The following is a 20652-nucleotide window of genomic DNA, read 5'->3' as shown; positions in this document are numbered from 1 at the left end:
ACACGACGAAGGCCCGGATCCAGTGACTGGATCCGGGCCTTCGTTGCTACTGAGTAGCGGGGACAGGATTTGAACCTGCGACCTCTGGGTTATGAGCCCAGCGAGCTACCGAGCTGCTCCACCCCGCGTCGGTAAACACGACTGTACGGCATGACCGGGGCGATCACGAAATCGGTTTCCGTCAGCACCCGCAGTCGTCGGAGTCGACCGGCGCCGTCAGCGGGTCGGCGGCCTTCTCCGCGGGCCCCTCCCACGTCTCGTACGCGAAGCCCTCGCGCACCCAGTACTCGAAGCCGCCGAGCATCTCCTTCACCTGGAAGCCCAGCTCGGCGAGGGCCAGCGCGGCGCGCGTGGCGCCGTTGCAGCCGGGGCCCCAGCAGTACGTGACGACCGGCACGGACTTGTCGAGCAGCTGCTCGGCCTGCTCGGGGATGAGCGCGGTCGGCAGGTGGACCGCGCCGGGGACGTGGCCCTGGTCCCAGGAGGCGGTGGACCGGGAGTCGATCACCACGAAGCCCGGGTCGGTGCCCTCGGCGGCGGCGGTGGCGAGCGCGGAGGCCACGTCGGAGACGTCGGCGTGGAAGGCGAGGCTGGCGGAGAAGTAGGCGGCCGCGGCGGCGGGGGAGGCCGGCGGGGTGCGGAGCACGGGGTTGACCTGCGGCGTTGTCGTCGTCATGGTGATCAATCTACGGACGAAGATCACCGTGCTGAAGTGGGGATTCACGGCGATCGGGGGCATCGGCCGGGGAATCCCGGGCGTTCGCCACGAGACGGCGGGGATCTCACGTAGCGGGACCCCGCGGCCTGGTTCCGCCGCCGGTGTCCGTGTCACATCGGCGGGGTTTCATCCGTCATGACGACATGACGGGACGCGAACGGGGAGATCGACGAGTGGACCACGAAACGGCAGTCGGCCAGGGGCTCGACAAGGAGTTCCTGGCCCGGCGCTTCGATGCCGACCGCGGCCATCTGCGGGCGGTGGCCTACCGCATGCTGGGCTCGCTCAGCGAGGCCGAGGACGCCGTCCAGGAGGCCTGGTTCAAGCTCAGCCGCAGCGACGTCAGCGGGGTGGAGAACCTCAGCGGCTGGCTGACCACGGTCGTCGGCCGCGTCTGCCTGGACATGCTGCGCTCGCGCGGCTCGCGCCGCGAGGACCCGCTGGAGTACTACGTCCCCGACCCGGTCGTCCGGGTCGCCGACACCACCGACCCCGAGCACGCGGCCGAACTCACCGAATCCGTCGGGCTCGCGCTCCTCGTCGTCCTGGACACCCTGGGGCCGGCGGAGCGGCTCGCGTTCGTGCTGCACGACATGTTCGCCGTCTCCTTCGACGAGATCGCGAAGATCGTGGACCGCACCCCGGCGGCGACCCGCCAGCTCGCCAGCCGCGCCCGCCGCCGGGTCCAGGACGCCACCCCGGCCCCCGGCCCGGACGCCCGGCGCCAGCGGGAGATCGCCGACGCCTTCCTCGCCGCGGCGCACGGCGGCGACTTCGAGGGGCTGCTCGCCGTCCTCGACCCGGACGTGGTGCTGCGCGCGGACGGCGGCAGGACCCTCGCGGCCGTCTCCAGGGTCGTCCGGGGCGCCGAGGCCGTCATCACGCAGGCCCTCACGTACGCGAAGTTCCGCACGGGCGCGCTGCGGGTGGTGGCCAACGGCCAGCCCGCGGTCCTGTCGGTCGTCGAGGGCCGCCCGGACTCGCTCATGACGTTCACGATCTCCGGGGACCGGATCGTCGCGCTGCACGTCCTGGCGGACCCGGAGCGCATCGCCGCGCTCGGCTTCACGGAGGAGGACCTGGCGCGGGCGACGTACTGATCCCGTCCCGCACCGCCGGCGTCACCGCCTGACGGCCGGTCACCTCTCCCTGGCGGCCCACCAGCTCCCGGCCGCCAGGGAGACGCCCGCGCTCGCGACGCCGAGGAGGGCGCCCGCCGCGACGTCGCCGGGGTAGTGCACGCCGGTGTGGACCCTGGAGTAGCCCACGGTCCACGCCAGGGCCGCGAGGGGCAGCGACAGGGGCGGCAGCACCGACCCCACGGCGGTGGCGAAGGCGACCGCCGACGCGGTGTGCCCGGAGGGGAACGACGCCGAGGTCGGCATCGGGACGTGACGGCCCACCACCACCCGGGCCGCCTCCCGGTCCGGCCGCGGCCTGCGGACCAGCCGCTTGCCCAGCAGGTTCGCCGAGGCCGAGGCCACCGCGATCGCCCCGACCCCGGCGAGCGCGGCCCGCCGCGGCCGGCCGGGCACCAGCGCGAGGGCCGCCGCGACGGAGAAGGAGATCTTGGAGTGGTTCGCCGCCGTGGAGAGCCGGCGGAGCGCGGTGTCGAGCGTGGGCGTGGAGGTCGCGGCCACCGCGCCGTACACGGCACCGTCGACGGCCCGGATGTCGTGCAGGACCGCCCGGAGGGTCCCGGTCGTCGTCGTGTCGTCCGTCATGCGCCGCTCCTAGCGTGTTCGGTGGTACGGGGGTTCAAGGGGTGCGGGGGCCCCACGGGGCGCCCCGGCCCGGCTCCTCGGGGAAGGCCAGCCGGGTGAGCCGCCGCCAGTCCAGGGGCGGCGGGGGCACCGGCGACCCCGGCCGGTCGCGGGGCACGAGGACCCGCAGGGCGCGCGGACGCAGGGTGCAGACCACGGGCGTGGGCAGGGTCAGCGCCTCGCCGTCCACGGCGACGGAGATGACGGCGCCCGCACCGGGACCGCCCCCGACCTCCACCTTACGGGCCGTCAGGACGTTCAGGCCGGTCGCCCGGTTCCCCAGGACGGCCAGCTCCGCCGCCTGGGCGGCCCCGTCCACCCGGACGCCGATCACCCCGAGCTCGCCGCCGTCGAGACGCGTCCTGCGGGCGGCGACCGTACTGAACGGATCGGGCGCCGCGTACGGGTTGTTGCTGACGAGGAGCGCCTGCTGCGCGGTGAGCGGGGTGGAGTCGGCGATCGCGTCGAGACGGTCGCCCTCACCGCCCTGGAGCAGATCGGGCAGGGCGTCGAGGGCGGTGCCGGCCTTCGCGTCGCGGTACTCGGGGCGCTGGACCACGTCCGCGTACACCCCGAAGGAGACGGTGTTGACGAAGGGCCGCCCGGCGACGTCGCCGAGGTCGACCCGGAGCTCCTCGCCGTCGCGCAGCGCGTCGAGGCACCGCGACGGATCGGTGCGGTCGAGGCCCAGGTCCAGGGCGAAGTGGTTGCGGGTGCCCGCCGACACGACCAGGAACGGCAGGTCGTGCTCGGCGGCGACCTCGGCCACCAGCGCCTGCGTGCCGTCGCCGCCGGCCACCCCGAGCAGATCGGCGCCCTCCGCCACGGCCTTGCGCGCGAGGCCGGCGACATCGGCCGGCGCGGACGGATCGAGCAGGATCACCCGGGCGCCGAGCGCCTCCGCCCGCTCGACGAGCCGGAACCGCTCGACCTTCCCGCCGCCGGACTTCGGGTTCATGATCAGGACGGGCCGGCGGGGCGGGGGGACGGACTCGCCCCGCATCAGCGCGTCCCGCTCGTCCTCCGGCCGGCGCAGGGCTGACCGGGCGCAGGACAGCGCCACGCCCCACAGTCCCAGGGCCACGAGGGCGTTCACCCAGACGCCCCCGACGACGTACAGGTAGAGGGTCGCGAGGGGCGCGGCCACCGCGAGCACCGCGCCGAGCAGCCGCAGCGGCCCGCGGTGCGCGAGGAACCACCAGACGCCGACGGCCGAGGCCGCGAGCCCCACGATCCCGCTCAACAGGACCAGCGGACCGCTGCCGAGCGCGGCCAGCAGGGCCACGCCCGCGACCGCCATGGCGATCAGCGCCCAGCGGGCCAGCCGCTGGGCCTCCCCCGCCGGATCACCGGAACCGCTCGCCGTCACCGACCCCACCTCCGCACTCCGCGTCCACGTTTCCCCACGCTCTCCCTACCCGCCCCCGGGACGGGCCCGTTCGGAGGTGAGAGCCCCCGGGGAACAGGACGGCAGGAACCCGGGGAAGGTTCTCAGACGCCCGACGACTCCCCGACAGCCGGTCCTCCGCGCGCCGGCACCGTGACCACCGCCTCGTCGGTGAGGCCCTCGCCCGCCGGCGCGACGGGTCGGTCAGCTCACGCTCATGCCGCGGTCCGGCCACTGGCCCCGCTCCTCGCGCATGGCGTTGATCTTCCGGGACGCCTTGGCGAACGAGTAGTCCGTCCGGCCGTCGTCAGCCGACGAGGTGCGGGATTCCCTGTCCATGGTCAGGTGCCGCGAAAAGCCGTCCGGATCGTCTCCGAACGCGTAGCGGACCAGCTCCCCGTCCTCGGAGACCTTCCGGAAGAAGACGATTGCGGCCATTGCCCCTCACCTTCGAACGACGCGGCGTCCCATGGCCCCGGCCGACCCGTAGGGGAGCGGGGCGGTTCTGTTCAACGGTCAGGCAGGAACGCCGGCCCGGTCCAGGACGGCTGCCATCTCGTCCTCGGGGAGCGCCGGGTTGGCACCCGCGCTGGAGGCCAGTTCGGGGACGTGGAGGGCCTCGCGGAGCCGGTGGAGCGGGAGGCGGGGGTCGCCGGCCGCCGCCTGACGCGTCCAGGCCGCGGGGTCATGGCTGAGCCGTTCGATCAGCTCGGGCGTGGCGGCCGGGTCCCGGACGGCCAGCCGGCGATAGTTCCCGTCCGGGTGGTCCGCGTAGCGCGCGGCGAGACCCTCGCGGGGAAAGCGGGGGTGCGTCTCCGCCATCCAGGCGGAGAACGTCCCACCCAGCCGCGCGAACACACGCATCAGGACCTCCTCCGGGGTGTCGGGGTGGTGAACGCCCAGAAGGTCCTCCAGCACCGGGTCCTCGACGCGCGCGAGCAGACGCAGCGAGTCGGGCGGGAGGTGGGGGCTCTGAGCGGCGGCGCGCCGGAGCAGCGGGTGGGCGGAGGACGCGGCCCGACGCAGCACCCCGGGATCGGCAAGCCCGTCCCGTACCCACTGCACGCCGTCCCCCCTGTCGAAGTCCCCGACCGTGAAGTCGATCGCCATGCGCCGCGTGTCGTCCAACTCGGGCCTGAGGGAGACCGCGAACCGTACGGCCTCGTCGGGGTCGGCAGCGAGCCGCGCCACGAGGTCGGCGGGAAGCGACGGGTTCGCGGCGAGGGCGGCCAGGTGCGTCCGCTCGGTGACGCACCGTTCGGCGGCGGCGCGGTCGAGGAGCCCGCGGCGCAACGCCTCGGCGGCGGACTCCGGATCGCGGAGGAGTTCGGCGGTGACGCGTGCGTCCCGTCGGCACTCCCACAGCGCGGCGGCCCGCCGTACCTCGGGGTCCGGGTCGGCCAGCAGCGCCGACCGCTCGTACGGCGGCAGGATCTCCCATGCGCGCACCGCGGCCAGGCGCGCCGCAGGATCGTGGTGCGTAGCCAGCGAGGCCGAGAACGACGGCACCAGATGGGGCGAGTCCAGCAGGGCCGCGCGTACGGAAGGGTCGGGGTCGTCGACCAGCCGGGCGCACACGGCGTCCGGCAGCGGCGCGACCGTCGTCCGCGGGAGGTGCCACTCGGGTCCGTACGCGAGAGCGGCCCGCACCTTGGGCGAGGGGTCGTCCACGAGCCGGGCCCGCTGTGCGGGCTCGGCCCTGGCGCTCATCGCGAAGTCGATCCGGGTGCCCGGGTTCGGGTGGGCCAGGATCACCGCGACGGCCGCCTCGGGGAGTCCGGCCCGCTGGAGGGCGTGACGGGGCGGACCGTCACCGCCGCCGTCGAAGGCGAGCAGGCGCAGCAGCAGCGGTGTGGGGAGCGCCGGATTGCGGGCGACTCCGTCCAACGCGGATGAGTGGATCGTGACCATGGTTCCCCTGCCCCTGTGCCTTCCCCGGTCGGTCCGCCCATGATCTCCTGTGTTCCCGTCAGGAACCGGCGAGCGGCACCGGCCGTCGGGCCGGGCCCGCGTCGCCCGGGTGCCGGACGACTCGGCCGGGCCGGTCGGACCGTCCGCTCACGCACGAGCCCCGCTCACGCACGATCCCCCCGAACGACGAAGCGCCCCACCCGGTCGGAACCGGGTGGGGCGCTTCACAGCAGGTGGGAGGGCTTCCCCTCCCTCGCCCTCGGTAGGCCGTGTGGGACTCGAACCCACAACCAATGGATTAAAAGTCCACTGCTCTGCCAATTGAGCTAACGGCCCGTGGACAAGCACACCCGAGCAGCATAGCCCGAGAGGGGCCGGGAACCGATCGGGTATCCGACACCGGCCGTGCCTCGGGCGTGGCGGGAAGGCCGATGTGCGGGGTGCCGGTACGAGACAGGGCCCGTACCGGCACCGGAGTGCTCGTACGGGCCCTGGCTCAGGGGATCAGGCGATGTCAGCCGTTGCGCTTCCAGCGCGGCTTGTCGTCGCGACGGCCGAAGGAGCCGCCGGTCGAGCCGGTGCTGCCGCGGTGGTCGTCACGACGGCCGTACGGGCGGTCGCCGCCCGAGCGGAAGCCGCCGGCGGGGCGGTCGTCGCGACGGTCGCGGTTGAACGGACGGTCGCTGCCACGGTGGCCGCCGCGGTCGTCGCGGTTGAAGCCGCCCGACGGACGGTCGTCACGACGGAAACCACCGGAGGGGCGGTCGTCGCGGCGGAAGCCGCCGGACGGACGGTCGTTGTCACGACGCTCGAAGGAACGGCCGCCGCGGTCGTCGCGGTTGAAGCCGCCCGACGGACGGTCGTCACGACGGAAACCACCGGACGGACGGTCGTTGTCGCGGCGGAAGCCACCACGGTCGCCACCGCGGTCGTCGCGGTTGAAGCCGCCCGAGGGGCGGTCGTCACGACGGAAGCCGCCGGACGGACGGTCGTTGTCACGACGCTCGAAGGAACGGCCGCCGCGGTCGTCGCGGTTGAAGCCGCCCGACGGACGGTCGTCGCGGCGGAAACCACCGGACGGACGGTCGTTGTCGCGGCGGAAGCCACCACGGTCGCCGCCACGGAAGCCACCGCGGTCGCCGCGGTCGTCACGGTTGAAGCCACCGCGGTCACCGCGGTCACGGCGCTCGAAGTTGCCCCGCTCGTCGCGGAAGGTCGAACGCTCCTCGCGGCGCTCCTCGGCCTTCGCGGCGCGCTCGGCCTCGACGGCGGCGGCCGCGACCTCGGCCTCGGCGGCCTCGGTCACCTCGGCGACGGCGGCCTCCGGGTCCTCGCCGCGCTCACGGGCGGCGCGGGCGACCAGGCGGTCGGCCTCCTCGCGGAGCTCGACGGCACGGCGCTGGAGGCGCTCCAGCTGCTTAGTCAGGTCGGCGACCTCGCGCTCGGCCTGCTTGGCCGCGTTGTTCGCGGAGTCGGCCTGGACCTCGGTCAGCGAACGGGCGCCGGTGATCTCGGCGACCTCCGGGTCGAAGGCGCCGGCGCCGCCGACGATGTGGCGCGAGGCGTCGACGCCCGCGTCCTCCATCAGGCGGAAGATCTGGCGGCGCTGGTGCGGCAGGGCCAGGGAGACCACGACGCCGGAGCGGCCGGCACGGGCGGTGCGGCCCGAGCGGTGCAGGTAGTCCTTGTGGTCGCCGGCCGGGTCCACGTTCAGGACCAGGTCGATGCCGTCGACGTGGATGCCTCGGGCGGCGACGTCGGTCGCGACGAGCGCGTTGACGTAGCCGTCCTTGAAGTCGGCCAGGGTGCGCGTGCGGGCGCCCTGGGTCATGCCGCCGTGCAGGGCGTCGGCCTTCACACCGGACTCGCGCAGCTGCTCGGCGATGCGGTCCGCGCCCAGCTGGGTGCGGACGAAGATGATCGTGCGGCCCTTGCGCGCGGCGATGGCGGCGGTGACCGGGGCCTTGTCCTTCGGCTTCACGACGAGGACGTGGTGGGTCATGGTGGTGACGGCACCGGCGGACGGGTCGACCTCGTGCGTGACCGGGTTCACCAGGTAGCGCTTGACCAGGCTGTCGATCTCGTTCTCCAGGGTGGCGGAGAAGAGGAGGCGCTGGCCGCCGACCGGGACCTGGTCGAGCAGCTCGGTGACCTCGGGCAGGAAGCCCAGGTCGGCCATCTGGTCGGCCTCGTCGAGGACGGCGATCTGGACCTGCTCCAGGGAGCAGGCGCCGCGGTTGATGATGTCGCGCAGACGGCCCGGGGTGGCGACGAGGATGTCGACGCCGCGCTCCAGGGCGTAGATCTGGTTGCCCATGGACGTACCGCCGCAGACGACCTTCATCTTGAGGCCGAGCACGTCGCCGTAGGGCTGGAGGGCGTCCGCGACCTGCATCGCGAGCTCACGGGTCGGGGTGAGGATGACGCCGCGGGGCTTCTTCTTCTCGGTGTGGCCGTCCGCCAGGGTGGCGAGCAGCGGCAGACCGAAGGAGAGGGTCTTGCCGGAGCCGGTGCGGCCGCGGCCGAGGATGTCCTTGCCGGCCAGGGCGTCCGGGATGGTCGCCGCCTGGATCGGGAAGGGGGTGGTGACGCCGTTCTGCGCGAGCTTGCGCACGACGCCCTCGGGCAGACCGAGGTCGCCGAAGGTGAGGGTGGGCTCGGCGGGCTCCTCGACGGAGGCCTCGGCGCCGGTGTCGTCGCCCTCGATCTCGTCGAGCTCGGTGGCCTCGACGATCGCGACGGTCTCGGTGGCCTCTACGGCCTCGACGATCTCGTCGTTCTCGGGCATGACGGCGTGGTCAGAACTGAAAATGGACATGCGAAATGCGAAACCTTCCGGAGTCTCGGCACGCGCCCGTCAACTCCGTGATTTCGCAAACGACCGCCTCAATGCGGTCAGCCACGGCTAGGGAGAGTACGCGCCACACGGCGCTCTTCTGTGTCGGCGCCGGGCAATGGGATCAAACGATCTACCACCATACGCACCCTCCCCCACCTGTGGCAAATCGGACTACGTCACACCGGCCCGACCTGCGGGGACGCGGCCGGCTCCGGGGGCGCTCCCGGCCCGTCCGCCGCCCGCATCGCACCCATCTGGGTGTCGGTTCCGGAGCTCGGCGGATCGGTGGGGTTGGAGGTCGGCTCCGGGGTCGGCTCGGGCGTCGGCTCGGCGGTCGGCTCGGGCGTCGGCTCGGGGCCCGGCGGGGTCGGCTCGGGCGTGGGCGTGGGCCCGCCGCCGTCCTGGCCTCCGGCGCCTCCGCCACCGCCGCCGTTCCCCCCGCCGCCACTGCCCCCGTCGCCGCCGTTCCCTCCGCCCCCGCCGGAGCCGCCGCCCGTGGCCTCGTGGCCGCCGCCCGCCGGCTGCGACTTCGACGGCCCTCCGGGTCCGCCGGGGCCCTCCACCGGCAGCACCGCGCCCGGCGAGGGTTTCGCCGTGCCCGACGGCGAGCCGCTCGGGACCGGGGACGCCTTGCCCGCGCCGGCCGGGGCCGGCCCGCCCTTCTCCGGCCTGCCGTTCCAGGACCCGCCGTCCCCGCCCTGGGCACCGCCGCCACCGTCGCTCTCGGCCGCCGCGCCGTGCTTCCCCCCGGACGCGCCCGGCGTCGGCTTCGCCCCCTCGTCACTCACACTCATACAGCCGCTCAGACCGGCACAGGCCGCGACGGCCAGCGCGGTGGCGGCCCATCTCACCGGGGTGGGCAAATGGCGCACGGGGGCACCTCCAGGACACAACAGGCAGGAACGGAACGCGTCGCACTGCCCAACTCCCCAGGCACCACAAGGGACACGGCCCCCGCACGGCCGCCCGATCCGGCCGAAGCCACCCGATCCGGCCACGACCCACGCCACCCGATCCGGCCGAAGCCACCCGATCCGGCCACGGCCCGCGCCGCTCGCGCCCCCGCCCCGCTCAGCCGTAGCCGAGCGCGTGCAGCCGGTCGTCGTCGATGCCGAAGTGGTGGGCGATCTCGTGCACGACGGTGATCTCGGTCTCCTCGACCACGTCCTCGCGCGACTCGCACATCCGCAGCGTCGGCCCCCGGTAGATCGTGATCCGGTCGGGCAGCACCCCGGCGTACCACTCGCCGCGCTCGGTCAGCGGCGTCCCCTCGTAGAGCCCGAGCAGCTCGGGATCGTCCGGGGAGGGCTCGTCCTCCACGAACACGGCGACGTTGTCCATGAGCCGTGTCAGCTCAGGCGGAATCCGGTCCAGGGCCTCGGCGACGAGCTCCTCGAACTCCTCGCGCGTCATCTCCAGCACGGGCCCATTCTCCCCCGGTCGGAAACCGTTTTGGCGATAGCGGCCGGCATCCCATATGCTTCTCACGTCCCCGACGCACTGAGAAGTGCGCAGGTGAGCCTCTAGCCCTCATCGTCTAGTGGCCCAGGACGCCGCCCTTTCAAGGCGGTAGCACGGGTTCGAATCCCGTTGGGGGCACGCATTACCGTGTGCGAGACTAGTGATCGCACGAAGCAAGGTCCTGTGGAGCAGTTGGTTAGCTCGCCACCCTGTCAAGGTGGAGGTCGCGGGTTCAAGTCCCGTCAGGATCGCTGAGGTCGGGAACGGCCTCGTGGCTGGGTAGCTCAGTTGGTACGAGCGATCGCCTGAAAAGCGATAGGTCGCCGGTTCGACCCCGGCCCCAGCCACAGAATGAAGGCCCCGTTCGAAAGAACGGGGCCTTCTTCGTTCCCCGGGGAGCGCGACCGTACGGGGAAGGGGCGCGGGCCCCTCCCCCGTACGGCTCAGACCTCCTCGCGCCGCCGCGCCCTGCGGCCCCGCACCGCGAACACCGCCGCCACCCCGGTCACGACCGCGACGAGCAGCGCCCAGTCCGGCACCGAACGGCCCAGCGAGGCGACCCGCTCCTCCACGGCGAAGGAGTCGTCCACCGAGAGCAGGCCCGGCAGCGCGGTCGTCCCGTCGAAGATCAGGAAGAGGGTGCCGAGGGCGATGAAGAAGAGGCCCGAGAGCAGCGAGGTGGAGTGGACCTCGAAGCGGCCGATGCGGAGCGGTCGGCCGCGCAGCCAGCGCCGCCGGCCCAGCTCGTACCGGTCCCAGAGCAGCGCCAGGACGAACAGCGGGACGGCCATGCCGAGCGCGTACACGGCCAGGAGCAGTCCGCCGTACGCCGGGCTGCCGCTCAGCGCCGCCACCGTCAGGACGCTGCCCAGGATCGGACCCGCACAGAAGCCCGCGAGGCCGTAGACCAGGCCGAGGGCGTAGACGGAGAGCGCCGAGGTGGGCCGGATCCGGCCGCTCGCCCCGGCGATCCGGCGGGAGGCGAAGCCGAGGCCGAGGACCTGGAGGACGCCGAGGCCGATGATCAGCCAGCCGCCGGCGGTGACGAGCAGGTCCCGGTGGCCGTAGAAGAACCGGCCGGCGAGGGAGCCGGCCGCGCCGAGCGGGACGAGGGTGGTCGCCAGGCCCGCGTAGAGGATGCCGGTCCTGGCCACGAGCTTCGCGCGCGTGTCGATCGAGTACGCGAAGAAGGCGGGCAGGAGCAGGGCGCTGCACGGGCTGAGCAGGGCGAGGAGACCACCGAGGAAGGCGGCGAAGTAGCCGATGCCGGAGGTCACCGGCGGGCCTTGGCCGTCTTCGCGGCCGCCTCGATGGCCTGGGTGAAGGTCTCCAGGGGCTGGGCGCCCGCGATCGGCCGGCCGTTGATCAGGAACGACGGGGTGGAGGAGGCGCCGAGCTCGTACCCCTGCTCCTGGTCCTTCCGTACGGCCTCCCGGGCGGCCGCGCTGTCACCGTCCTCGGCGAACCGCGCGAGGTCGGGCACGCCGGCCTCGGTCGCGAGGGCGGTCAGCCGCTCCTTCCCGAAGCCCTTCTCCTTGGCGCCCTCGGCGTAGGCGGCCTCGTGGAACTCCCAGAACCGGCCCTGCTGCCCGGCCGCCCAGGAGGCGCGGGCGACGGTCTCCGACTCCTCGCCGAAGATCGGGAAGTTCCGCCACTCGATGCGCAGGGTGCCGTTCTCGACGTACTTCTTCACCAGGACGGGCTCGGTGTCGCGGGCGAACTTCCCGCAGTAGCCGCACTTGAAGTCGGCGTACTCGATGAGCACGACGGGCGCGTCGACGCGGCCGAGGGCGAGCTTGTCGGAGGCGTCGCGGCGGGCGTACGCCTCCAGTTCGGCGTAGACGCCGGCGGAGGGGTCGGCGGAGACCTCGGCGACGGCCGAGGAGCCGGAGGCGCCGGGGGACGAGGGCTTGGTGGCGGTGTACGAGACGACGCCGAGCAGCACGGCGGCGGCCGCGACCCCGGAGATGATCGCGATGGGCTTGGACTCGGGCATGCGGAAGCGCTCCTGAGGAGTCGGAAGGGTGAGGGCGACGGGGGGGCGAACCGTCCGTCTACACCCTCATGACCGACAGCTCCGCAGGAGACGGGGACACGCGCGCGGGTGGCTCCCGGCCCGGCTGCGCGGCCGGGCCGACCGCGTCCGGCCCCCGGACCGCAGGCGTCGCCCGGTCGGCGGCCAGGGCCGGCAGCAGCTCGGCGAAGCCGTGCGCACGCGGCGGTACGGCGGGGCTCGCGGCCCCCTCGTCGACGGCACGGCCCGGGTCGCAGCCGGGCACGGGCACGGCGGCACCGAGGACGACCGGGGCCGCAGCGACGACCGGGGCCGTGGCGACGACCGGGGCCGGGCCCGAGGCCGTACCGAAGACCGGAGCCGTACCGTCCGGAGCGGAGGCGCCGCAGATCAGAAAGGAGAGCACCAGCCCCAGGAGCGCGGCGAACGCCGCCGGCGCGCGGGTGGTGCGGAACATGCGAAACCTCTCCGGTCCGGGCCAGATGCCCGAAATACTACGCACCGCCGCCCGCCCCCCTTCGTAAATGGGTTCGCCGCTTCTCGTCCGCAGGTGCGATCCTGGATCCCGTATGTCTACTTCCTTCGCCGCCCTCCAGTCCGTCCTGGCCGAGGTCTCGCTGCGGGACTCCCACCGGCTCGGCCGCCGTCTCGAAGGCGCCCGCCGCATCCGCAAGCCCGAGGCCCGCGCGGCCGTCCTGGACGAGATCGCCGCCGAGGCGGCCAAGGCCAAGGAGCGCGTCGACGGGCGCGCCGCCCGCGTGCCCGCGGTCACGTACCCCGAACAGCTGCCCGTCTCCCAGAAGAAGGACGAGATCCTGGAGGCGATACGCGACCACCAGGTCGTGATCGTCGCCGGTGAGACGGGCTCCGGAAAGACCACGCAGATCCCGAAGATCTGTCTGGAGCTGGGCCGGGGCGTCCGGGGCATGATCGGGCACACCCAGCCCCGCCGGATCGCCGCCCGCACGGTCGCCGAGCGCGTGGCGGAGGAGCTCCGCACACCCCTCGGCGAGGCCGTCGGCTGGAAGGTCCGCTTCACCGACCAGGTGAACCCCGACGCGACCTTCGTGAAGCTGATGACGGACGGCATCCTGCTCGCCGAGATCCAGACGGACCGCGAGCTGCGCGCGTACGACACGATCATCATCGACGAGGCCCACGAGCGGTCCCTCAACATCGACTTCCTGCTCGGCTACCTGGCCCAGCTGCTGCCGAAGCGCCCCGACCTCAAGGTCGTCATCACCTCGGCGACGATCGACCCGGAGCGCTTCTCCCGCCACTTCGGCGACGCCCCGATCGTCGAGGTCTCCGGCCGTACGTACCCGGTCGAGGTCCGCTACCGCCCGCTCCTCGAAGAGGACTCCGAGGAGTCCGACCGGGACCAGATCACCGCGATCTGCGACGCCGTCGACGAGCTGCAGAAGGAGGGACCGGGCGACGTCCTGGTCTTCCTCTCCGGCGAGCGCGAGATCCGCGACACCGCGGACGCGCTGCTCAAGAAGAAGCTCTTCAACACCGAGATCCTGCCGCTGTACGCCCGGCTGTCCCACGCCGAGCAGCACCGGGTCTTCCAGGCGCACTCCGGCCGCCGGATCGTCCTCGCGACGAACGTCGCCGAGACCTCCCTGACCGTCCCCGGCATCAAGTACGTGATCGACCCGGGCACCGCCCGCATCTCCCGCTACTCGCACCGGACCAAGGTGCAGCGGCTGCCGATCGAGCCGGTCAGCCAGGCCAGCGCCAACCAGCGCAAGGGCCGCTGCGGCCGTACGTCGGACGGCATCTGCATCCGGCTGTACTCCGAGGACGACTTCCTCACCCGCCCCGAGTTCACGGACGCGGAGATCCTCCGTACGAACCTGGCCTCCGTCATCCTCCAGATGACCGCGGCCGGCCTCGGCGACATCGAGAAGTTCCCCTTCATCGACCCGCCGGACCACCGGAACATCCGGGACGGCGTGCAGCTCCTCCAGGAGCTCGGGGCGATCGACCCGGCGGAGAAGGACCCGAAGAAGCGGCTCACCCAGCAGGGCCGGAAGCTGTCCCAGCTGCCGGTGGACCCGCGGCTGGCCCGGATGGTCCTGGAGGCCGACAAGAACGGCTGCGTCCGCGAGGTCATGGTGATCGCGGCGGCGCTGTCCATCCAGGACCCGCGCGAGCGGCCGGCGGAGAAGCAGGCGCAGGCCGACCAGCTGCACGCCCGCTTCAAGGACGAGACGAGCGACTTCCTCGCCTTCCTCAACCTGTGGCGGTACGTCCGCGAGCAGCAGAAGGAGCGCGGTTCCAGCTCCTTCCGCCGGATGTGCAAGCAGGAGTACCTGAACTTCCTGCGCATCCGCGAGTGGCAGGACATCTACGCCCAGCTGCGGACGGTCGCCAAGCAGATGGGCATCCACCTGAACGAGGAGGACGCGCCGGAGCAGTCCGTGCACGTCTCCCTGCTCGCCGGTCTGCTCTCCCACGTCGGTCTGAAGGACGTGAAGGAGAGCAAGGACGGCGGCCGGGACCCGAAGCGCGAGGGCGGCCGGAACGAGTACCTGGGTGCCCGCAACGCCAAGTTCGCGATCTTCCCCGGCTCCGCGCTCTTCAAGAAGCCCCCGCGCTTCGTGATGTCCGCCGAGCTGGTGGAGACCTCGCGGCTCTGGGCCCGGGTCAACGCCCGGATCGAGCCCGAGTGGATCGAGCCGCTCGCGCAGCACCTGGTGAAGAAGACGTACAGCGAGCCGCACTGGGAGAAGGACCAGGCGGCGGTGATGGCCTTCGAGAAGGTGACGCTGTACGGCGTCCCGATCGTCGCCGACCGCAAGGTGAACTACGGGCGGATCGACCCGGAGGTCTCCCGCGACCTGTTCATCCGGAACGCGCTCGTCGAGGGCGACTGGCGCACGCACCACAAGTTCTTCGCGGACAACCGCAAGCTCCTCACCGAGGTCGAGGAGCTGGAGCACCGGGCCCGGCGCCGGGACATCCTCGTCGACGACGAGACGCTCTTCGACTTCTACGACAAGCGCGTCCCCGAACACGTCGTGTCCGGTGCCCACTTCGACTCCTGGTGGAAGCACAAGCGCCGCGAGGAGCCGGAGTTCCTCGACTTCGAGCGCGAGATGCTCATCAACGAGAAGGCGGGGGCGGTCACCAAGGACGACTACCCGGACTCGTGGCGGCAGGGCGCGCTGAAGTTCCGGGTGACGTACCAGTTCGAGCCGGGCGCGGACGCGGACGGCGTGACCGTCCACGTGCCGCTCCAGGTGCTCAACCAGGTCACCGACGAGGGCTTCGAGTGGCAGATCCCGGGGCTGCGCGCGGAGGTCGTCACGGAGCTGATCCGCTCCCTGCCGAAGCCGATCCGCCGCCACTACGTCCCGGCGCCGAACTTCGCGACCCGCTTCCTCGACTCCGTGGTCCCCGTCCAGGAGCCGCTGACGGGCGCGCTCGCCCGGGAGCTCCAGCGGATGGTCGGCGTCCCGGTGACGGCCGAGGACTTCGACTGGGCGAAGGTCCCCGAGCACCTCAAGGTGACCTTCCGGATCGTCGACGAGCGGCGCCGCAAGCTGGCCGAGGACAAGGACCTGGAGGCGCTGCGGCTGAAGCTGCGCCCCAAGGCCCGTCAGGCGCTCTCCAAGGCCGCCCAGGCGGCCACGGCGGGCCCGGACGGCTCCGGTCCCTCCCTGGAGCGCGCGGGGCTGAAGGACTGGACGATCGGGACGCTCACGAAGGTCTTCGAGACCAAGCGGGGCGGCCAGCCGGTCAAGGCGTACCCGGCGCTGGTCGACGAGGGCGACTCCGTGGCCGTGCGGCTCTTCGACTCGGAGGCCGAGCAGGCGCAGGCGATGTGGCGGGGCACCCGGAAGCTGATCATGCTGAACATCCCGGTAAACCCGGCGAAGTTCGCCTCGGAGAAGCTGACCAACCAGCAGAAGCTGGCCCTGTCGTCGAATCCGCACGGCTCGATCCAGGCGCTCTTCGACGACTGCGCCACCGCCGCCGCCGACAAGCTGATCGCGGACCACGGCGGCCCGGCCTGGGACGAGGAGTCCTTCCGGAAGCTGTACGACAAGGTCCGCGCGGACCTCGTCGACGCGACGGTGCGGACGGTGGGCCAGGTCCAGCAGATCCTGGCGGCCTGGCAGGCGTGCGAGCGCCGGCTGAAGGCGACGAACAGCCTGGCGCTGATCGACAACCTGACCGACGTGCGGGCGCAGCTCGCCTGGCTGATGCCGGCCGGCTTCGTCACCCGTACGGGGCTGAAGCGGCTGCCGGACCTGATGCGCTACCTGGTGGCGGTGGACCGGCGGCTCCAGCAGATGCCGACGGGCGTCCAGCGGGACACCACCCGGATGGAGAAGGTCCGGGAGATGCAGGACGAGTACGCCTGGCTCCTGGAGCAGCTTCCGAAGGGGCGTCCGGTGCCGGCCGAGGTCACCGACATCCGCTGGATGATCGAGGAGCTGCGGGTGAGCTACTTCGCCCACGCGCTGGGGACGGCGTACCCGATCTCGGACAAGCGGATCGTGAAGGCGATCGACGCGGCGGCTCCGTAGGAGGTGGAGGTCCCGTGAGCGGGACCTCGCCGTCGGTGAGTTCGACCAGACCCCCTGACCTGCTGTACAGTCTTGTCTCGCAGCCAAGGTCCTGTGGAGCAGTTGGTTAGCTCGCCACCCTGTCAAGGTGGAGGTCGCGGGTTCAAGTCCCGTCAGGATCGCCTCTACGAAGGCCCGCATCGTGAGATGCGGGCCTTCGTTGTGTTCCCGTGTCTTGACGGGGTCGCGCGCCCGCCGGTACCCCGGACATCAGGGAATCGGGGGCCCACACCGGAGGTGGTCGCGCATGGCCGCGGCGTCCGCAGCACGGCATGACACTCGCGCGCTGCTGCGCGCCCATCTGGCGGCCGCGTCGCGGTACGGACACCTCACCCGGCAGTGCCCGGTCTGCCATCGCCTCCTGCGGCTCGCCATGGAGGTCCCGGAACCGGAGGAGCCGGAGGAGCCGGAGGAGCCGGAGGAGCCGGAGGAGCCGGCAGAGCCGGCAGAGCCGGCGGACGCCGTCGAGGACGAAAGCCCCACCGACCCATGACCAACGGCGGGTTGGGGGCGTTCCGCGAAGTGAGAGGCTGTTCTTTGGCAAGACTTCGCCGGTGTGACGGGAGTCACTGAAGGAGTTTCAGAAACCCCTGCACTTACACCCTCCCTACACCGCCCGGATTTAATATGTGCAATTGCACCACCCTGGAGGGTCCCACCCCGGAGGGAGTGTGGCGCCGGGCACAAAAAGATCGCGCTGGACCCGGCGGAGTCCAGCGCGATCGTTGACGGAGACCTGTTGGGGCAGGAGCCCGTCGGCAGTGCTAGGGGTGGGCGACCGGATTGGGGGATCCGGAAGGGCCCGGTGTTACGGGGTGTTGCAGGGTGCTGCAGGGTTCTGCGCGACCTCAGGCCTCGCTGCGCTGCTGCGGAATGCCCGCCAGCAGGGCGCGAACCTCGGCCTCGCGGTACCGGCGGTGCCCACCCAGGGTGCGGATGGACGTGAGCTTGCCCGCCTTCGCCCAACGGGTAACCGTCTTCGGGTCCACGCGGAACATCGTGGCAACCTCGGCGGGGGTCAGCAGCGGCTCGGCATCAGGGGTGCGAGCGGTCATGAGCGGCCTCCTCGGGAGAACCGAACCTATCTCGGTTCTTTCCTCTAAATTCTGCACCTTGACCCGCCATGCCCGAAATGGCAGAAGCGGGTCGAGTCGGTTATAGGACGAACGGCTTGTCCTCGGCACTACAACTACACCATCCGTCCAGCCGCGTCGGCCAAACCGATGGAATTGCCCTCGCAGGTGTTCATCAGCGGCAGAAGTCGACTGACCATGCCATAACGGACAGTCACGCCACTGTGACGATCAGTCACAGAGCGATCAGGAGTCCTCAGACCCCCCATAGAGTGCAATGCTGAGCGTTCCGCCCGAACTTGGGCGGAAGGAACCCTCCCCGGACTCCTTGTCCTATTTTGGCACGAGGGTGGGCGATGGGCGCAAGGGTGCGTTACGTGCTGTCCGTCACGCTTGAGCCAAAGGCCCGGATCAGGACCAACGTCCTCGCACCACCGGTACGAAAGCCCCGGCCGGCCGAACGGACATCATCCGGCCATCGAAACCAGCCACAGCCTCGAAGATCATTTACACCCGCCGGACATGTCTTGTCGATACCGACCTGACGAACTTGTCCGACTGGTGTCAGTTCGCGAAACGCAGGTCCCTGACGGTCCGCCAGCGCTCCGCGAGCCGCCCGTACACCTCGCTCGCCGCCTCGCCGTCCCCGTCCCGCAGCGCGGCGATCCCCTCCGCCAGCTGGGCCGCCGACCGGTCCTCCGCCAGCCACCCGGCCGGCACCACGTGCACCAGACCGCCGAAGTCCAGCTCCACGAGCGCCCGCGGATGGAACTCCTCCAGCCAGCGCCCCACCTCGATCAGACCCCGCGTCATCGGACCGTCGTCGATCGACTCCCGCAGCGCCTTGAGCGCCCGCGCGAGCCGCCGCCGCGCCTGGGCCATCGTCGTCCGGTAGCGCAGCACCGGCGCCCGGCCCGCGACCGTGCTTCCGGGGTCTCCCGGCTCGTACTCCCGGTCCTCGTCCCCGAAGAGCGCGAACCAGCGCAGCGGCACCTGCCAGACCCCCGTACGGATCCACGGCCGCGCGTCCGGGTTCCGGCTCAGCCAGCGCTCGTAGTCGCTCGCCACCTGGGCGCGCACCACCGGCGGCAGCATCGCGTCGAGCACCGCCGCCGGGTACGGGCCGGCCGCCAGCTCCTCCATCGCCAGCCAGCCGCGCAGCCGGGTCCGCCACGGGCAGATCACCACCACCCCGTCCAGGTGCGCGACGAAGGCCTCCCCGCTCTCGTGGACCGGCACCGGCACCGGCGGCGTCGGCAGCAGGTCCGCGAGCGAGCGGCGCAGCTCCTCCTGCGCCCCCGGGACGCGCGGCCGGCGCGCGTACCGCGCCCAGTGGGACCGCTCCGGCTCGGGGAACGCGGCCAGCGGCTCGTACACCCGCAGATAGGACGCGTAGGGAACGGGGACCGTGGAGGCGACCGACATGTCGCAAATCCTTCCACGGAGGTTCCCCCGGAGGGGGTGATCCTCGGCACTGCGGCCGATCTACGCACAGGTAGGACTTACTCTCTTGCCGAACTGGTCCTCCCCCACCCACAGGGAGGGCCGCAACCGCCGCTTCGTACTTGGGAGTCACCACCGTGACCGATGTGACCGGCGTTCCTGGCGACGTACTGAACACCCTGTTCCACTCGGAGCAGGGTGGCCACGAGCAGGTCGTCCTCTGCCAGGACCGCGCCACCGGCCTCAAGGCCGTCATCGCCCTCCACTCCACCGCCCTGGGCCCCGCCCTCGGCGGCACCCGCTTCTACCCGTACGCCACCGAGGCCGAGGCGATCGCCGACGCGCTCAACCTGTCGCGCGGCATGTCGTACAAGAACGCCATGGCCGGACTCGACCTGGGCGGCGGCAAGGCCGTCATCATCGGCGACCCGGAGCTGATCAAGACCGAGGAGCTCCTCCTCGCCTACGGCCGCTTCGTCGCCTCCCTCGGCGGCCGCTACGTCACGGCCTGCGACGTCGGCACCTACGTCGCCGACATGGACGTCGTCGCCCGCACCAACCAGTGGACCACCGGCCGCTCCCCCGAGAACGGCGGCGCCGGCGACTCCTCCGTCCTCACCGCTTTCGGCGTCTTCCAGGGCATGCGCGCCGCCGCGCAGACCCTCTGGGGCGACCCGACCCTGCGCGGCCGCAAGGTCGGCGTCGCCGGCGTCGGCAAGGTCGGCCACTACCTGGTCGAGCACCTCCTGGAGGACGGCGCCGAGGTCGTGATCACCGACGTGCGCGAGGAGTCGGTGCGCCGGATCACCGACAAGCACCCGCAGGTCACCGTGGTCGCCGACACGAACGCGCTGATCCGCGTCGAGGGCCTCGACGTCTACGCGCCCTGCGCGCTGGGCGGCGCCCTGAACGAGGAGACCGTGCCGTTCCTGACCGCGGGCATCGTCTGCGGCGCGGCCAACAACCAGCTCGCCCACCCGGGCATCGAGAAGGACCTGGAGGCGCGCGGGATCCTCTACGCGCCCGACTACGTGGTCAACGCCGGTGGCGTGATCCAGGTCGCCGACGAGCTGCACGGCTTCGACTTCGACCGCTGCAAGGCGAAGGCGACGAAGATCTTCGACACCACCCTGGAGATCTTCGCACGTGCGAAGGCCGACGGCATTCCGCCGGCCGCCGCGGCCGACCGGATCGCCGAGCAGCGGATGGCGGACGCCCGCCGCCGCTGACCCGCGGGCGCGGCAGCACGGAGGGCCGACCCGTCGCCGGGGAGACTTCGCTCACGCCTCTCGGCGGGTCGGCGCTCCAGAAGAGGTTAAAATCGCGATTGACCAGCGAGGAAAGGGCACCTCGAAGGTTCTGTACCGGGGTATGTGATGCGCGCGGCGTACCGTAGACCCACGGAAACAGGTACCGTTGAAGCCCTACGGACCGGTCTCTCTGTCGAGAGTCCGTTCCGAACC

Annotated in this window: 17 protein-coding genes and 6 tRNA genes; 8 read left to right on the top strand and 15 right to left on the bottom strand. The window is 72.1% G+C overall.

The window, feature by feature from the left end; all coding sequences use genetic code 11:
* Positions 1-54: 54 nt before the first annotated feature.
* Positions 55-128: transfer RNA gene (locus tag ABZ318_RS23665), tRNA-Met, on the bottom strand.
* A gap of 53 nt (positions 129-181) precedes the next feature.
* Positions 182-676 carry a rhodanese-like domain-containing protein gene (locus tag ABZ318_RS23660; protein WP_123457398.1) on the bottom strand — a complete coding sequence of 165 codons (495 nt, stop codon included), beginning with the start codon at positions 674-676 and terminating at the stop codon, positions 182-184.
* A 185-nt stretch (positions 677-861) separates the two neighbouring features.
* On the opposite strand from ABZ318_RS23660, the gene ABZ318_RS23655 reads away from it, so the two are divergent.
* Positions 862-1818: a sigma-70 family RNA polymerase sigma factor gene (locus ABZ318_RS23655; protein WP_356904457.1), complete on the top strand. Its 957-nt coding sequence runs from the start codon at positions 862-864 to the stop codon at positions 1816-1818.
* A gap of 39 nt (positions 1819-1857) precedes the next feature.
* Here ABZ318_RS23655 and ABZ318_RS23650 read toward each other — a convergent pair whose 3' ends face one another.
* The 8 genes from ABZ318_RS23650 to ABZ318_RS23615 all read right to left on the bottom strand — a co-directional run bounded on the left by ABZ318_RS23650 (position 1858) and on the right by ABZ318_RS23615 (position 10040).
* Positions 1858-2442, bottom strand: coding sequence for a phosphatase PAP2 family protein (locus ABZ318_RS23650; RefSeq protein ID WP_356904456.1), 585 nt, complete (start codon positions 2440-2442; stop codon positions 1858-1860).
* Positions 2443-2476: 34 nt separating this feature from the next.
* Positions 2477-3781 carry a diacylglycerol kinase family protein gene (locus tag ABZ318_RS23645; protein ID WP_356904458.1) on the bottom strand — a complete coding sequence of 435 codons (1305 nt, stop codon included), beginning with the start codon at positions 3779-3781 and terminating at the stop codon, positions 2477-2479.
* A 291-nt stretch (positions 3782-4072) separates the two neighbouring features.
* Complete coding sequence (locus ABZ318_RS23640) at positions 4073-4306, bottom strand: hypothetical protein (protein ID WP_356904455.1); 234 nt, start codon at positions 4304-4306, stop codon at positions 4073-4075.
* Between the two features lie 78 nt (positions 4307-4384).
* Positions 4385-5779, bottom strand: coding sequence for a Mucin-2 (locus tag ABZ318_RS23635; protein WP_356904454.1), 1395 nt, complete (start codon positions 5777-5779; stop codon positions 4385-4387).
* A 263-nt stretch (positions 5780-6042) separates the two neighbouring features.
* A tRNA-Lys gene (locus ABZ318_RS23630) sits at positions 6043-6115 on the bottom strand.
* A 178-nt stretch (positions 6116-6293) separates the two neighbouring features.
* Positions 6294-8597 carry a DEAD/DEAH box helicase gene (locus tag ABZ318_RS23625; RefSeq protein WP_356904453.1) on the bottom strand — a complete coding sequence of 768 codons (2304 nt, stop codon included), beginning with the start codon at positions 8595-8597 and terminating at the stop codon, positions 6294-6296.
* Positions 8598-8794: 197 nt separating this feature from the next.
* Complete coding sequence (locus ABZ318_RS23620) at positions 8795-9490, bottom strand: hypothetical protein (protein ID WP_356904452.1); 696 nt, start codon at positions 9488-9490, stop codon at positions 8795-8797.
* Between the two features lie 199 nt (positions 9491-9689).
* Positions 9690-10040: a metallopeptidase family protein gene (locus tag ABZ318_RS23615; protein WP_185094583.1), complete on the bottom strand. Its 351-nt coding sequence runs from the start codon at positions 10038-10040 to the stop codon at positions 9690-9692.
* Positions 10041-10144: 104 nt separating this feature from the next.
* Here ABZ318_RS23615 and ABZ318_RS23610 point away from each other — a divergent pair.
* The 3 genes from ABZ318_RS23610 to ABZ318_RS23600 all read left to right on the top strand — a co-directional run bounded on the left by ABZ318_RS23610 (position 10145) and on the right by ABZ318_RS23600 (position 10426).
* Positions 10145-10217, top strand: a tRNA-Glu gene (locus ABZ318_RS23610).
* Positions 10218-10256: 39 nt separating this feature from the next.
* Positions 10257-10330 (top strand) — tRNA-Asp (locus tag ABZ318_RS23605).
* Positions 10331-10352: 22 nt separating this feature from the next.
* Positions 10353-10426 (top strand) — tRNA-Phe (locus ABZ318_RS23600).
* Positions 10427-10522: 96 nt separating this feature from the next.
* On the opposite strand, the gene ABZ318_RS23595 is transcribed toward ABZ318_RS23600, so the two are convergent.
* Genes ABZ318_RS23595 through ABZ318_RS23585 form a run of 3 tightly spaced genes read right to left on the bottom strand, consistent with a single transcriptional unit; the run spans position 10523 to position 12550 of the window.
* Complete coding sequence (locus ABZ318_RS23595) at positions 10523-11356, bottom strand: cytochrome c biogenesis protein CcdA (protein WP_356904451.1); 834 nt, start codon at positions 11354-11356, stop codon at positions 10523-10525.
* Positions 11353-12075, bottom strand: coding sequence for a thioredoxin domain-containing protein (locus ABZ318_RS23590; protein ID WP_356904450.1), 723 nt, complete (start codon positions 12073-12075; stop codon positions 11353-11355). Before ABZ318_RS23590 ends, ABZ318_RS23595 begins: the two co-directional genes overlap by 4 nt.
* A gap of 58 nt (positions 12076-12133) precedes the next feature.
* Positions 12134-12550 (bottom strand): hypothetical protein, encoded by a 417-nt coding sequence (locus ABZ318_RS23585; protein WP_356904449.1) that lies wholly within the window; start codon positions 12548-12550, stop codon positions 12134-12136.
* A gap of 112 nt (positions 12551-12662) precedes the next feature.
* Here ABZ318_RS23585 and hrpA point away from each other — a divergent pair, with 112 nt between their 5' ends.
* The 3 genes from hrpA to ABZ318_RS23570 all read left to right on the top strand — a co-directional run bounded on the left by hrpA (position 12663) and on the right by ABZ318_RS23570 (position 17166).
* Positions 12663-16634 (top strand): ATP-dependent RNA helicase HrpA, encoded by a 3972-nt coding sequence (hrpA, locus tag ABZ318_RS23580; RefSeq protein ID WP_356904448.1) that lies wholly within the window; start codon positions 12663-12665, stop codon positions 16632-16634.
* Between the two features lie 87 nt (positions 16635-16721).
* Positions 16722-16795 (top strand) — tRNA-Asp (locus tag ABZ318_RS23575).
* Between the two features lie 125 nt (positions 16796-16920).
* Complete coding sequence (locus tag ABZ318_RS23570; protein ID WP_356904447.1) at positions 16921-17166, top strand: DUF6274 family protein; 246 nt, start codon at positions 16921-16923, stop codon at positions 17164-17166.
* Between the two features lie 355 nt (positions 17167-17521).
* On the opposite strand, the gene bldC is transcribed toward ABZ318_RS23570, so the two are convergent.
* Positions 17522-17728, bottom strand: coding sequence for a developmental transcriptional regulator BldC (gene bldC / locus ABZ318_RS23565; RefSeq protein WP_003949541.1), 207 nt, complete (start codon positions 17726-17728; stop codon positions 17522-17524).
* A 582-nt stretch (positions 17729-18310) separates the two neighbouring features.
* On the bottom strand, positions 18311-19171 hold the full coding sequence (locus ABZ318_RS23560) for a hypothetical protein (RefSeq protein WP_356904446.1): 861 nt from the start codon (positions 19169-19171) through the stop codon (positions 18311-18313).
* Between the two features lie 155 nt (positions 19172-19326).
* Here ABZ318_RS23560 and ABZ318_RS23555 point away from each other — a divergent pair, with 155 nt between their 5' ends.
* Positions 19327-20418, top strand: a complete 1092-nt coding sequence (locus tag ABZ318_RS23555; protein WP_356904445.1) for a Glu/Leu/Phe/Val dehydrogenase dimerization domain-containing protein — start codon at positions 19327-19329, stop codon at positions 20416-20418.
* Positions 20419-20652 lie beyond the last annotated feature (234 nt).

The sequence above is a fragment of the Streptomyces sp. NPDC006197 genome (genome assembly GCF_040613865.1).
Classification (GTDB): Bacteria; Actinomycetota; Actinomycetes; order Streptomycetales; family Streptomycetaceae; genus Streptomyces.
Note: the sequence above shows the minus strand (reverse complement) of the source record. Positions and strands in the feature narration are given on the sequence as shown.